General features: G+C 47.0%; 13 protein-coding genes. 3 read left to right on the top strand and 10 right to left on the bottom strand.

Translation table 11 applies throughout. From position 1 onward, the window contains the following. Positions 1 to 40: 40 nt before the first annotated feature. The 6 genes from ACEW9O_RS00970 to ACEW9O_RS00945 form a co-directional block, all read right to left on the bottom strand. Complete coding sequence (locus tag ACEW9O_RS00970; RefSeq protein ID WP_373548243.1) at positions 41 to 1,414, bottom strand: hypothetical protein; 1,374 nt, start codon at positions 1,412 to 1,414, stop codon at positions 41 to 43. Positions 1,415 to 1,448: 34 nt separating this feature from the next. Then, positions 1,449 to 1,982 (bottom strand): RNA polymerase sigma factor, encoded by a 534-nt coding sequence (locus tag ACEW9O_RS00965; RefSeq protein ID WP_373548242.1) that lies wholly within the window; start codon positions 1,980 to 1,982, stop codon positions 1,449 to 1,451. Positions 1,983 to 2,206: 224 nt separating this feature from the next. Beyond that, positions 2,207 to 2,755 carry an NUDIX hydrolase gene (locus ACEW9O_RS00960; RefSeq protein WP_373548241.1) on the bottom strand — a complete coding sequence of 183 codons (549 nt, stop codon included), beginning with the start codon at positions 2,753 to 2,755 and terminating at the stop codon, positions 2,207 to 2,209. 104 nt (positions 2,756 to 2,859) lie between these two features. Continuing rightward, the gene (locus ACEW9O_RS00955; protein WP_373548240.1) at positions 2,860 to 3,885 is read right to left on the bottom strand and encodes a hypothetical protein; all 1,026 of its coding nucleotides are present in this window, start codon (positions 3,883 to 3,885) and stop codon (positions 2,860 to 2,862) included. A gap of 118 nt (positions 3,886 to 4,003) precedes the next feature. After that, the gene (locus ACEW9O_RS00950) at positions 4,004 to 4,543 is read right to left on the bottom strand and encodes a hypothetical protein (protein ID WP_373548239.1); all 540 of its coding nucleotides are present in this window, start codon (positions 4,541 to 4,543) and stop codon (positions 4,004 to 4,006) included. A gap of 9 nt (positions 4,544 to 4,552) precedes the next feature. Then, complete coding sequence (locus ACEW9O_RS00945; protein WP_373548238.1) at positions 4,553 to 5,320, bottom strand: hypothetical protein; 768 nt, start codon at positions 5,318 to 5,320, stop codon at positions 4,553 to 4,555. 149 nt (positions 5,321 to 5,469) lie between these two features. Here ACEW9O_RS00945 and ACEW9O_RS00940 point away from each other — a divergent pair, with 149 nt between their 5' ends. Further along, the gene (locus ACEW9O_RS00940) at positions 5,470 to 6,513 is read left to right on the top strand and encodes an NADP(H)-dependent aldo-keto reductase (protein WP_373548237.1); all 1,044 of its coding nucleotides are present in this window, start codon (positions 5,470 to 5,472) and stop codon (positions 6,511 to 6,513) included. Positions 6,514 to 6,680: 167 nt separating this feature from the next. On the opposite strand, the gene ACEW9O_RS00935 is transcribed toward ACEW9O_RS00940, so the two are convergent. Then, a complete protein-coding gene (locus ACEW9O_RS00935; protein WP_373548236.1) occupies positions 6,681 to 8,552 on the bottom strand; it encodes a PQQ-binding-like beta-propeller repeat protein in 1,872 nt (623 codons plus the stop codon). A gap of 55 nt (positions 8,553 to 8,607) precedes the next feature. Here ACEW9O_RS00935 and ACEW9O_RS00930 point away from each other — a divergent pair, with 55 nt between their 5' ends. Together ACEW9O_RS00930 and ACEW9O_RS00925 are read left to right on the top strand one after the other, a co-directional pair. Then, complete coding sequence (locus ACEW9O_RS00930) at positions 8,608 to 9,285, top strand: M15 family metallopeptidase (protein WP_373548235.1); 678 nt, start codon at positions 8,608 to 8,610, stop codon at positions 9,283 to 9,285. Positions 9,286 to 9,325: 40 nt separating this feature from the next. Then, entirely contained in the window at positions 9,326 to 10,636 is a 1,311-nt protein-coding gene (locus ACEW9O_RS00925) for a TAXI family TRAP transporter solute-binding subunit (RefSeq protein ID WP_373548234.1), read from the top strand. Positions 10,637 to 10,650: 14 nt separating this feature from the next. On the opposite strand, the gene ACEW9O_RS00920 is transcribed toward ACEW9O_RS00925, so the two are convergent. The 3 genes from ACEW9O_RS00920 to ACEW9O_RS00910 form a co-directional block, all read right to left on the bottom strand. Continuing rightward, a complete protein-coding gene (locus ACEW9O_RS00920; RefSeq protein WP_373548233.1) occupies positions 10,651 to 11,025 on the bottom strand; it encodes a type II toxin-antitoxin system VapC family toxin in 375 nt (124 codons plus the stop codon). Then, positions 11,012 to 11,263: a hypothetical protein gene (locus tag ACEW9O_RS00915; protein ID WP_373548232.1), complete on the bottom strand. Its 252-nt coding sequence runs from the start codon at positions 11,261 to 11,263 to the stop codon at positions 11,012 to 11,014. The genes ACEW9O_RS00920 and ACEW9O_RS00915 overlap by 14 nt, the downstream gene beginning before the upstream one ends. A gap of 71 nt (positions 11,264 to 11,334) precedes the next feature. Beyond that, positions 11,335 to 13,875, bottom strand: coding sequence for a DUF1573 domain-containing protein (locus ACEW9O_RS00910; protein ID WP_373548231.1), 2,541 nt, complete (start codon positions 13,873 to 13,875; stop codon positions 11,335 to 11,337). Positions 13,876 to 13,937: the final 62 nt, after the last annotated feature.

Below are 13,937 nucleotides of genomic sequence, written 5' to 3'. Positions count from 1 at the left end.
CGGCATACTTAAAATGTGCTGCCCGCCGATCCATTATTTTTTAAGGTTTAGCAAAATAAATGTACTTGTTGATCTTTTTGCGCAGGCCAAGCTGGATGCCCCAGTTTTGGTAACGCTGATCAATGGCGTAATCATTAGCCGTAAACGAACCGGAATGGCGCAATACATAAGGCTCCAGCACCAGCCGCAAGCGTGGGGTGATGGGGTAACTCGCGGCGATACTTCCGTAAAAAGCTAGGCCTAAACTATTGCGGAAAGCCGGATAAGCATCCGGCGTTTTGCTGGAAAAATCCAGTACTCTATTTAAGTCGGGCGACAAAAAATTGCCCTTTTGATTGAAGGTCATGTTCAGATACACCCCAGCATTGGCCGAAAGGGTAAACTTGCCCAAGTTGTTGCGCTCGTAACCTACCACAACGGGGATATCAATGGTTTGAAAGCTATTCTGTTGTGCTTGCTGTTGGTAAGTAAACGTTTCGCGGTGGTTGTTGTAGCTCAAGCCACTGCGCACCGCGATGCCATCAATGGAAATCATCGAAAAACGCAGCGCGGCTCGGTAGCCATTTTGCACCGCTTCACTTTGTTCCCGCGCTTGGCGGTACAGTTCAAATTCCGGTTCACGAGCCTGCAAACTACGGGTAGGCACATCCATACCCGCCATTAACTCGCCGTACACCCGCCAGCCGCGGGTTCTGGGTAGGTACAATGGTTTGGTACCATCCAGGCCAAGTTCGGTCTGGTAGTCCAAATTGGAATTGCGTAAATCCAGAAGATTGAAGTTTTCTATTTTCCCCGATTCTTCCGTTGCTAATGAAGTTGTATTTATTGCTTCTGCTTCCCCAGGTAGTTGAGCAGAAGCAGCGGTATTCAAATTTTGCGCAGCCGAAGTATTAAGTGGCGTTTCTTCCTGAACTGTCCCATCCAAAAGCCGATTTGGAGGACTAGCACTTGCAGCAGCCTGCTCGTTTCCTTTGGATGCCTTGTTGAGTTGCGCGGCGGCCCGGCTGTCCAGATTGGGCATCAATACCGCAGTTTTATAATTGCCAAAACTTTGTTCCTGGAATTTTTCTTCCATCCTTTGTTCCTCACTATTTGAGGCAGATTGGAGTAGCCCTGGTTCAGCTTTCGCCGCAGGATCTATAGCCACAATCGGCGTATCCGACTGAGCCTGTTTAAGCGGTTTGACCTGTTCTGGTTGATTGTTCATTTGCTCCGCCCACATCCAGATGGCCCCAGTCAAACTAAGCAATAGGATAGCCGCAGTCAGAAACCAGGCCAGGCGGCGACGTTGGGCTTCTTTATCTTGAGCGGTTTTCCGGGCGTCCAGTGCGGCCCACAAGTGCATAGGGGTTTCCATGCTGTGGTGGTACAACTTGTCCCGAAAAAGATCATCCAATGGATTGTGCTCACTCATACCGTAACTTTTTGTAGGAGCAGTTTAACCTTGATTAAACATGCTCTAAATTCATGACCATTGCCTGCAGCATCTTGCGGGCTTTCACCAATTGTGACCGGGAAGTACTCTCTTGAACGCCCAAGGTGTCCGCAATCTCGGCGTGACTGTAGCCTTCAATGGCGTACAGGTTGAACACGATGCGGTAGCCTTCGGGTAGGCGGGCAATCAGCCCCAAGAGTTCTGCTTCACTGAGCTGGGAAAAAACACTGGGTTCGGCGGCGGAAAAATCCTCCCTTATTTCCAGGCCGTATTGCTCATGTGTAAAACTTTTGCGGTCAAAGGTTTTCAGTGCAGTGTTCACCACCACACGGCGGATCCAGCCCTCAAAGGAGCCTTTGTTCTGAAACTGATGCAAATGATCGAAGATTTTGATGAAAGCGTCTTGAAGAACATCTTCCGCTTCCATGTGATGGCGGGCATACCGCATACATACCGACAACATCTTTCCAGCGTAACGCTTGAAAAGTTCCTGTTGGCATTCTCGTTTTTGCCGCAAACAACCTTCGATGATTTCTTTTTCCGTCACAAGTTTAACAGGTCTTATTGAATAGAGCCGACAATGGTCTAATTCGCTGCCTTAGAACTTGTTTAAGTTTTTGGGGTGAAGGCGAAAACGAGGCCATTTTTGACCAAATGAGGCACGAAAAGCGGAGTTTAGCAGCGCTAAATGAGCATTTTCGGAACGAAATTTGGTCAAAAATGGGCCGTTTGCAGCCCGATCCCAAAAACTTAAACAAGCTCTCTGAACTACTAAAACCTGTCGCGAAAATACAACAATAGTCCGTTAACGGTGTGAGGATGTTGAAAAAAGCCTGATTTCCAGCACTGAAAGGCTTCTTCAAGGGGCATCAATTCAAGATCGACTGCCTCACCGGTATCCAAATCGATGGCATGATTGGGTTCACAATCGGTGGCCAACCAGTGGTGGATGTAGGAATCCATAAAGACGGGATTGGAAGGAATACTGCCCAAAAAGGTCCAATTTTGGCTGGCATAACCCGTTTCCTCGCGCAGTTCGCGCTGAGCAGCAAAATGGTGTTCTTCACCAGGGTCGACTATTCCTCCCGGTAGTTCCAGGGTTTCAAAACCGATGCCCACCCGGTATTGACGGGCCAGAATCAGCTCTTGATTGGGCGTGATAGCAACCACATTCGCAGCATCCGGCGAGTTGAGGATGATCATCCGTTGGGTGATGCCATTGCGCGGGTTGGTCAGGTGGTCGAAACGCGCCTGGAAGAGTTTTAGATCGGGGCCTGGCTCGGAGTGTTGGAGTTGCCAGGAAAGTGGGTTGGAAGGCATGGGTTGTTTGTTGGGGCGCCCCTATGTGGGCGCCCTTGATACGGCGAATGGGCACCCACATGGGGGCGCAAATATGGGCACCCACATAGGGGCGCCCCTACACATCATTTTGCGTCATCAATAATGGCATCATCAATCAGATCATTGCCATCTTTGTCGCCATCTTCGAATCCGTGGGTTTTGTTCCCTTTGGTAGATTGAAAATCTGGGTCTTTGCTGATCTTGGTTTCGCTTGAGAACGCCCCACTGTCGCCATCGGCCCAACGCTTGGCTTTGTCAAAGAAGTCATCGTGTTTGCCGAGGTCGTTCTTTTTGGCATCGTCCATCACATCCATGAAGGTGCGGTCTTTGTCTTGGGCCTTCTCCTCAATTTTATCGCCCATTTCTTTGGCCTTTTGGATGAGGTCGTCCATGGAGTTTTGGTTTTTTTCCGAGGAGGCTTCTTTTTTGGCTTTTTCGTAAAGTTCATCGGTTCTAGTGATAACCTCGCCTTGCATTTCTTTCACCTTTTCCCACACTTCACCGCCCTTTTCCATCACCTTCTCTCCTACTGTTCCAGCTACTCCTTTCATCGTTTCAAAAACGGAACTGCCCACGTCTAGCAGTTTTTCACCTGCTTTGGCAGCCACTTCTTCTACTTTTTTACCAGCTTCAATGGTGGTATCCAGTACTTTGGCACCAATTTTTTCAGCCGTTGTTTTTTCCCGAGGAATGCTTGAATCTGCGCTGTCCAAGGTATCGAAATTGAGTGGGCGATCTTCCACAATCGGATTGGTCACGGGAGGTGGCGGTGGTGGTGGCGTCGTTTGTTTTTGGGTTTCTTCAAAAAGGTCATTGACGCTTTCCATTGGAGAGGAAGTTGGCGGCGGAGTGGAAGCTACCGGTGGCGTTTCCGGTTCCTTTTTGGTGCCCATCACGTCCTGGGCCTTGTCGATCACTTTAGCCCCCAGGTCTTCTACTTTATCCAGTGCATCGCTGAAGAAATCTTCTGCTTTATGGACGAATTCCCCCGAACGCTCTTTTATTTCTTGTCCAGCTTCTTTAGCGGTTTCAACGGCCTTATTGGCAGCCGATTTACCTAAAGACTGTGCGCCAAACAACACTTTTTTGATTTCATTAAAAAATCCCATAGCAATTTGGATTTTTGAGTTGGTTAAATTTTTGGGAAAGACAGGCTAAATATAATGGAAAAGCAAGGGGATTCCAACAATTGCTTCGACAATTCCCTCTTGGATATCGACTAAAGGTTTATTCAATTTCAGAGAGGAAACTTTTGATTTCCCTCATGACTACTTTGAGGTAACCCCCATAACTCCACATTACCAACATGCGATCCGTTTCGTAATGTGTCTTCAAATTCAGCCGGTCGTAGGTGTATCTATCAACAATAATGGTATCCACGTAAATTTTTTTCACGTCTGCCCAGCTTTTGGAATAGTGCATGCGGCGAAAAGGGACAAATACTGGACCTTCGTGCTTCTCAATTGTTGTTCGAGTAACCGTGATTTTAACCGTATTGTAAGATGAGGCCAAGGCCTTTATAACTAAAAAAACACCAATTAACAAATGAAAGAATCCACCAATAAATACGTACTCTTCCTGCTCGGCAATTGCAAAAATATAGATTATCAATACTCCTCCTGCCCAAAAAAGTGCAGCAAACCAAATCCAAAACTTTGATTCATTGGTAAATGGCAAAGTGAATTCCAAAGAATCTTCAGTCCGCTTGATTTCCAGGTCTTCAGGCACGGGTAGATCCAGCACTTGTTGATGTATGTTAGCAGGCATAAATTTGAATTAATGGGGTACAGCTCGATTTTCGATGCCTAAAAAAGTCTCAATCTCCTGTTCCAGATACAATGCATGCCCTGACTGAGAAAAGCCGCCAACCAAACGTTGACGCTCCGCACTGGTGGTTAGAGCCGTGACGGCATAGGTGTAATCGGGTTGACCATTTGTTTTACTAGGTACATATTCCTCGACAAACAACTGCTCAATATCCCTTACTGCCATGAAGCGATTGGGGTTAAAAGGAATGGGAATTGGGCCATTTTTGATGTCAACCCCTTGGCTGGTGACCACGATACTGGTTTTGTTGAACAACAAACCGAGTGTGTACAATAAAAAAGAAACTCCTACAATGAGGTGAAGGCTAGTAACCAATAAAATAATCCATTCACCAGTAGCGACGCCTACCACAACAAAGGGCGTTAGGATGGCATTCCACACAATAGTAAATAACAAAAAGAAACCCCAACGCCGGGTATTACGCCAGGGAATGATGAAGCGCAACTCGCCAAAATCGCGTTCGGTGATCACTCCTCTGGGCATTTCTATTTTTCGGCCATCACTGGGCCTTTGTAAGGTACCACCTTCCCCTCGATTGGCTTCCTTCATTAATGCCTGAACGGTCTCTAATATACTTGATTTAGAGGAATCTGCATTCGCTGGCACAAAAGAAAAAACAGCATTGCAATTGCGGCATTTGGCCACCATGTTTTGCAAATTGACATTCTCGGCAAGAATGAGTTGCCCGCAGGTAACGCAGCTCAATTGGTTGGACATAGGTTTAGGTGTTGGTCAGTGAATCGGACGCTTTAATAGGTGTCTTTACGAAAAAAGATGTTCTAAGTTAATCCTTTTTTCTTATCACCGCGTTTGAATAGGGCTTTTCAAGCCTAAATTTACGCCAAAACCATTCACAACACCTAATTATGCAATACCGACAACTGGGAAAAACTGAACTCCAGGTAAGTGCCATCTGCCTGGGCACCATGACATTTGGAGAACAAAACACCGAAGCCGAAGGCCATGCCCAAATGGATTATGCCCTGGAACGTGGCATCAATTTTTTTGATACTGCCGAAATGTATTCCGTTCCTGCCCGCAAGGAAACCCAGGGCAGCACCGAACGTATCATTGGTAGCTGGTTCAAAAAAACGGGCAATCGGGATAAAATTATCCTTGCTTCTAAAGTGACGGGCCCATTTAGCCTATATCAGTTGGACCGCGGCCCCTTTAACTTTTCGGCAGCACAAATCAATGCCGCTTTGGAGGGCAGTTTGCAGCGCCTACAAACCGATTACATCGACCTCTACCAACTGCACTGGCCGGAGCGCAAAATGAACATGTTTGGCAAACGGGGCTTTGTTTACGACCCCCAGGATCCCTGGGTTGACAATTTCAACGAAGTATTACATGCCTTGAACGAACTGGTCAAAGCGGGGAAAATTCGCCACATCGGGCTTTCCAACGAAGTACCCTGGGGGCTGATGCGCTTTTTGCAGGAATCAGAGCGGCACGATTTACCACGGGTTGTGAGCATTCAAAACCCTTACAATTTGCTGAACCGTTTGTTTGAAGTCGGTTTGGCCGAAATGGCGATTCGAGAAAAAGTGGGCTTATTGGCTTATTCGCCCCTGGGTTTTGGCCGTTTGTCGGGCAAGTTCAATCGGCCCGGTGAGGATTTGAGCAAGGCGCGAATCAATCTCTTCAAGCAATATACCCGCTACAATAGCCCGCAGTGTTTGGAGGCCGTGGAAAAGTATTTGCAGATTGCTGAAAAACATGGGCTCAGTTTGACACAGTTGGCGCTGGGTTTTGTCAACAGTCGCCCTTTTTTGACCAGCAACATCATTGGGGCAACGACTATGGAGCAGTTGAAGGAAAACATTGACAGTATTGAGGTGAATTTGTCAGCGGAGGTGTTGAGTGAGATTGAAGCGGTGCATGCGGCCATACCGGATCCGGCACCGTAAAGTTTTAAGCTGAGGTGCCTCTTCGGTGCCTTTGGTTTCTTAGGTGGTGAAAAAGAGAAACGTTCCTTCGTAGAAGGGACTTATTTTTACCACCTAAGAAACCAAAGGCACCGAAGAGGCACCTCAGCAATTAGGGCTTATGCATCGGAATTGTTACTTCTAACTCGTTACTCTTTGAGTCTTGCGACCCAACCATCCATCGTGGTGGTCAGAATCTCCCCATTGCCAAGTGGGACAACATTGTTGACCAGGGCATTCGACAATTTATGCGCCCAGAGTAGTTGCCGTTTTTCACGATCCACCACATAAATCACACCTTTATCGCTGGCAATGTAAATTTTGCCATCTTTTTCCACGGTGGGTGAAGGGCCAATTTCATAGCCAAATTTCAGGTTGAGGCTCCAGGCTTTCTCTCCCTTCAGGTTAAAAACGACTAGCGAGTCTTGCATGGTTTTGCTGTACAGTTCCTGGCGGTCGCTGGAGATGCCGATTGATTCACGGCCTTTGGCATAATTACTCCGCCACACTTCTTTACCTGTAGCGGCATCCAGTGCCGTAAAATAGCGATCGGGCGCGGCGATAAACACCTTGCCAGCCGCTACAACCGGGAGGCAGGCGGCAGGGGAATACAAGCGGGAACTTTGCCCATTGCTCCAACGCCAGAGGAATTTGCCCGTTTTTTTGTCCAAAGCATAAAAGAAGGTGCCCCAATCGCCGAAGTAAACCCGGTCGGCATCCACACATGGGGTACTTTCCACAAAATCGACCACCCCATTAAAAGTCCAACGGGAGCTACCGTCTTTCAGGTTCAGTGCCCGAAACTTGCCTTCGGAGCTTCCCAAGTACACCAGTTCGCCATCAATTAAAGGTGAAGCGACGATCGATTTTCCGGTCTTGGTTTTCCAAAGGAGTTTACCTGTTTTGAGGTTCAAACAATAAACATTGCTATCGGTGGAAGCGACCACCACCCGATCAGTTGCAAGGGCGGGGGTGGAGAATATTTTACCTCGGGTAGTGTAGTGCCACAACTTTTTACCCGTTTTTACATCCAGGGCTACAATTTGGCCAGCACTATTGGGATAAACGGCGAGTTCGGCATTGGCTACAATGCCTGCACCCACGTCGCTTTTGTCTTGAAATTTCCAAATGGTTTTGACCTGGAAAAACTTTTCGTTGACGGAAAAATCAGGCTGAGGCTGGTCGGTGTTTTCGTAGCGGTGTTTGTAGAGAAAAACTTTATGCCACACGGGCAAGGTTTCGCCTTCTGCTTCCACCACTTGAATGCCCTCTGGTGCCTGTGCACGCAGCGGGCGGCGTTCGGCATAATACAGGGTGTCAAACTGGACATTGACCAGGTTATACCCGCCCACGGGCTCCTTGGCACGCAAATTGGAACGCCCCATCACGTTGGGAATACCGGCTGCGTCCAGGAATTTGTTGCGGTGGCCATGCCCACAGAGGGCTAGTTGGGTATTGCGTTTTTTCAATTTTTCCAGCACTTGGTACCAATTGGCCAAACCTTCATCCAGGGGGTAATGGTTGACAAAAACGATGGGCTGTGTAGCTGGAGTTGCGGTAAGGATGGAATCCAGCCAAACCAGATCCTCCCGAGGCACCAAACCTGGGGCCATGCGCATATTGGGGCCACTGCTGCATCCAATGAAGCGATACCCGGCATGGTCAAAAACGAATCGATCGGCGCCAAAAATGGCACGGAAACTATTGCAACCACTTTCGGACCACTTGGTATCGTGGTTGCCAGGTACGATGTACAAGGGTTTGTTGAGCTGGCTAAGGATGTTTTTGGCCTGTTTTAGTTCCACATCCGACCCAAATTCGGTAACGTCCCCTGAATGAATGACAAATGCAATATCAGCTTGAGCATTGATGTCGCGTACCGTACGCTCCAGGTCTTCGGCGGCAGTTGCGCCGCTACCGATATGCGTATCGCTGATGTGGGCAAATTTGAAAGGTTGTGCTCCGAGGCAAATGGGCAAAAAAACGGCGAAAAGTGCCACGAATTTTAATAATCGTTCCATGGAATGTTATTTTTATCCAACATTTTTACAAAGAGCTTACTCAAACACTACCATTATGCAAAAGCTATTACCGTTGATTTTAGTATTGACAAGTTTTGTGGGGCTACGGGGGCAGTCTTGTGGGCTAAAAGTAGTCAATACCCTGGAGGGTTATCGCCAAAAAGTAGTAGAAAATCCCGAGAATGAATTGGTCGAAATCATCAAAGCCATTCCCTCCGTGAAACTCGACATCAAATACGCCACCAAAGACAACCTGGTGCACCAGCGGGTGTACAAACAGGCCCGGGCTTTTGCGCGTAAGCCAGTAGTTGAAGCCTTGCAAAAAATCCAGGCCGAACTCAATACCCAGGGTTTGGGCATCAAGGTTTTTGATGGCTATCGCCCCTATGCCGTCACTTGCCTATTCTACGCCGCCATTCGGGATACCACCTTTGTGGCTGCACCTTGGCATGGTTCAAGACACAATCGGGGTTGTGCCATCGACCTGACCCTGATCAATCTTAAAACGGGCAAAGAACTGCCCATGCCCTCCGGCTACGACGAAACCACTGAACGTTCTTTCCACGATTATGCAGGAGGCACAGCAGAAGAACGCAAAAACCGGGCAATATTGCGCGAAGTGATGACCAAACATGGTTTCGCCATTTACAAATACGAGTGGTGGCACTACGATTTCATTGGCTTTCAACGCTTTGACATTACGGACATCCCCTTTGAAGAACTCAGCAAATGACCCCCAACCCACGAATTTATTTGTGGGCAAACGCTCAACCATGCATCCTCAACTCCTAAAACGGCTCCTCATTTTTGCCAGTGTCTCCATGTTGATTCTTCTGGCCTCGTTTGCCCTCTCTTTTTATTTCAAACTTTACCGCCAGGTCAACCTCAACATTTGTGCTGGTCGTAAAGATGGGGAAGGTTACCATTTTGCACAAGCCATTAAAGTGGTATTGCGAGAACATTATTCCTACAAAATCAAAAGGTTCGACATCATTGAAACGCCTGGGTCGGAGGCCAATTCTGACTCAATTAGCCGCAAAAGTGCTGACTTTGCCTTGCTTCAGGCCGATGTAGAACATTTTCCTGACAATGGTGGTATTGTTGCTATTCTGTATGCAGATTTGTTTCAATTGGTGGTGCGCAACAACAGTGGTATTCAGCATATGCGCGACCTCAAAGGCAAAAAAATTGCTTTGCCTGAAAAAGGAAGTGGGCAGTACAGTTCTTTCTGGGCTTTGGCCCACTATTATGGTATTCAAGAATCGGACATCCAGGCCTTTCATTTGTCCAATCAGGAAATTGAGCAAGGGATGATGTTAGACTCGTTGGATGCAACCTTTGCGGTAAGAGCACTTGGCAATCATTTTGTGCAAGGTTTGCTGCGTTCAGGAAAAGCCAAACTGGTACCCATTGAAGACATTGATGCTTTTCGAATTGATCGACCTTCCTTAGCCGCAGGCGTCATCCCTCGCGGTGCGTATGGAGGCAGCCCCTATATTCCAGGGGAAATAACCCATACAATTGCAGTGCCTCGTCTTTTGGTGGCTAGAGATCAAACCGATAAGGAAGCTGTGCGCCTGCTTACCCAATTGTTATTTGAGCGCCGCAATGACCTGATCAAAGCGCTGGGAATGGAATACCAACACCTAAGCGGTTCAATCACCCAGCCTGATGGAAGGCAAGGCACCTTTATCCCACTTCATCCCGGCGCTCAAGCATTTTATGATCGGGAAAAGCCTAATTTTTTCAGCGAAAATATCGAGCTGTTTGGCATTTTGATCTCGATCCTTTTGCCCCTTATTTCTGGTGCCTTGGGCTGGTACACCAATCGGATTGAACGGCAGAAGAATACCGCAGATCAATATGCCAAGGAGGTAATGGCCATTGTCAATGATTTGCAAGAAACAAAAGACCTAGCAGGGCTGGATTTAAAACGAGAAGCCATGCTCAATGTACTGAATCGAGTAATGGAAGATTTGGACAATGATGTACTCAATTTGGAGGGATTCCACTTGTTTTCATTCACCTGGGAAATGGGCTATCAGGCTTTAAAAGAACGGTCAAGAGCACTAAAGCGAAGTTAAGCCCTGCCAAGATATTACATCGGGTTAATAACCACAAGGCCTGCAAAGTTTTGAAAGTCGCTTACATTCCTGGTGACTATTGCACAGTTGCGAACGATTGCCGTTGCTGCGATAATCGCATCTGGCAACTTAATTCTGCGCTGTTGCTTGATTTCAACTACTTTCTGGACTATAGATTCTTCGATGGAGAAACGGAACAAAACATCTAGTATGGCTGTGGTCTCTCGTTTTTCATTTTCATCAGAAAAAGGATAGCCCAGAGTCTCCATGTATGAAATGTCCGAAATAAAAAGCTCGTCCTCGGGCTGAATAAAGCCTCCAGGGTCTAATTGTTTTTTTGCAACATAAATAATGATATTGGAATCCAGCAAAAGTCTACGACCACTCATTCCTTTGTTGATTTTGCCATTCTACAGGATTAATAATATCCTGAAAAAGAGGGGAGGTCTGTTTTTTGAGTGTTTCTTGCAATAAGAACAGTTGACTATCAGAGCTAGGCTTTACCTCTTCTCGCTCTAGGTTAGGAGAAGGAACTTCTTCTTCAATTTTCACATAATCCAAAGTTTTTAAAAATTGAAGAATTAATCCATATCGACTTTCTTCTATGTTTAGAATGAGTTTTTGCATAAAAATCAATTAAAATGATTGTAAAACTTACAGTAGTGATGTAACAAAAAATCACTACTGTAAGTTTCCAACTACTTCACCAATTCAAACTTGTACTGCAACCTTTCGATAATTGGACTATCCTTCCCCGGCATGGTATTCTCCAGGATGATGTCCACATCGATGGTTTCACTTTCGGTTTTATCGGTGCTATCGAAAGTCACTTTGATTTTGCCCGACTCGCCAGGTTTCACTGCATCGGTGGAATAATCCGTTGTGGTGCAATCACAGGCGGTGATGATGGCAATTTTGAGCTCAGCATCCCCTTTGTTGGTGAATTCAAAGGTATATTCGCGTTTCTCACCCTTTTTCACTTTGCCAAAATCTACTTCGCGGATTTTGAACTGCATAACTGGAACCCCTTTGAGGTCTTTCGCATAATACAGCGTGGAGAAGCGGTGAATGGTATCTTTCACTGGAGCAGGAACCGGAACCGTATCAATCAACTTATTGCGGTTGGGCGCAGGTTTGGTGGTGGTCGGTTTTTTGCGCAATTCCGCCCGTTTGATCACAATTTTGGTCGGCCCCTTGATAATTTTGAACTCCGTACGGCGATTCAACTGGTGTGCAGCTTCCTGTTGTTCCTTGGTTTCCAGGTTGTCGATGAAGGTCTGGGTGAGGGTATCTTTCACGGTCATGAACAAGTTCTCCCCCGCCATTTTTTCATTCACAGGTTTGGGTTGAGCTTCACCATAACCTTTGGCCTGAATCCGGGTAGAAGCGATTCCTTTTGCCAATAACCATTTACGCGCAGATTCAGCGCGGCGTTGAGACAAATCCTGGTTGTAGGTATCCCGGCCCCGGTAGTCGGTATGTGAGCTTAGCTCGATGACCATCTCGGGGTATTTTTTCATCAGGTCCAAAACCAGATTGAGGTCGGGTTCGGATTCTGGCGTGATTTTATCGTCGTCGTAGCCATAAACGATGTTGTCCAAAAGAATGGGTTGCTCAGTAGTAACCGTATCGTATTCAGGTTCTTCTTTCACCTTGGTTTCGGGACGGGCTTTCAGGAAGAATCTTTTTTCCAAAACCTTAGTTTCTTTCAAGCCAATCGTGGAAACCTGCGCGCTATCGGGGAAATACCCGGGCACGGTCACTTTAACTTTATAGGCTTTGTCCAATGTCAAGGGGAAATCAAAGCGGTTGCCATCGGTATTGAGTTTTTGATCAACCGGGGTAATTTCGGTGGTTGCAACTGTTCCGAGGTTGGTGGTCCCACCTTTGAGTGGCTTTTTAGCGATGTCAAACACCCCAACTACCAAATCTGCCTTGATACGTGGCACTTCAAACTCATAGATGTCGTCGCAGCAGGTTTTGGCACGTACTGAGCGGTTGGTGCCAGGGCGATTGGAGGTAAAAAAGCCCTTGTACCCTTCCCGATCCAATGAGAAGTATTGATCATCGGTAGAAGAGTTGTAGCCATTGCCAAGGTTGCGGGGTTCGCTCCATACCTGACCATTCCAAACTGTAAAGAAAATATCCTGACCACCATAACCGGGATGGCCGCTTGAACTGAAGTACAGGGTACCATCAAAATAGAACGGCGTAACTTCATCCCCAGGGGTGTTGATTTTTGGGCCCAAATTGATTGGATCACCGTATACTCCTTCCCCTTTGTAAGTGGCATAATAGAGGTCTAAACCTCCTTGTCCACCATCCATATTGGAGGTAAAAAAGAGCACTTCTTTGCCAAACAGTTCGCCAACTATGGGGTGTAGTGACAAATATTCGCCATTAACACCGGTGCATTCCTCTGCAGCGCCCCAGGAGTCGCCGCCGCCCTGGCTGAAGAATATTTTACTTTCGGATACTTCATTGCCTTGCATTAACGCACGGGTGAAGTACATGCGACTGCCATCGGGTGAGAAGGATACAAAGGAGGTTTGGTAACCCTCGCGGTTGATTTTTTGATCCAACACTTCGGGTTTATTCCAGCCTTTATCCGTTTTGGTAGTTTTGTAAATTTTGGCCCCTTTTTCCTCCGCAGAATCGGAAGCAATCACCACCTCGTCGGTTTCAAAACTGACGTAATAGAGGCTACCATCGCGGTACAAGGACGGAGAATACTCCGAAAAAGCGTTGCTCACGTTTTTGTCCAAAGCCTTGGGTGTTACTTTAGCTTTGGTTTTGGACATGGCCAATTCACAGCCCGTCACTTCGTATTGCGCCAACTCCTTGAGTTTTTCATCTTTGGTGGCACCGATGAATTTTTGGAACTCATCCAGGGCTTCCTCACAGTCTCCGTTCATCTTGAGTGAACGACCAAATTTGTAGCGCAGCTCGACAAAGTTGTTCTGTTTGTCTTTGCGCAACAAAGCCCGGTAATAACGCGCCGCTTTGGTATAATCCCGCAGTTGGTAATTCATATCCGCCAATTGTGGTAGCAGCGACTCATCTTCTACTTCCTCGTAAGCCTTTTCCAGCAGGAGGACTGCCTGATAGTAATTCTTGTCCGCCATAGCGGCCTCGGCAGCTTCCATATTTGCTTCCCGGGAAGACTTGCGCAAGGGCTGAGCATGTAAACTAAGCCCAGCAAAAAGAAGCAACAACAAAATTGAAAAATAACTTTTCATATCAACTAAGGATATTAGACTTTATGCACAAAAGTTTGGTCGGCCAGAACCCTCTGTTCATA

Origin of the sequence: Haliscomenobacter sp., from assembly GCF_041740695.1 — a bacterium.
Classification (GTDB): Bacteria; Bacteroidota; Bacteroidia; order Chitinophagales; family Saprospiraceae; genus Haliscomenobacter.
This window is presented reverse-complemented; position numbering and strand designations above follow the sequence as displayed.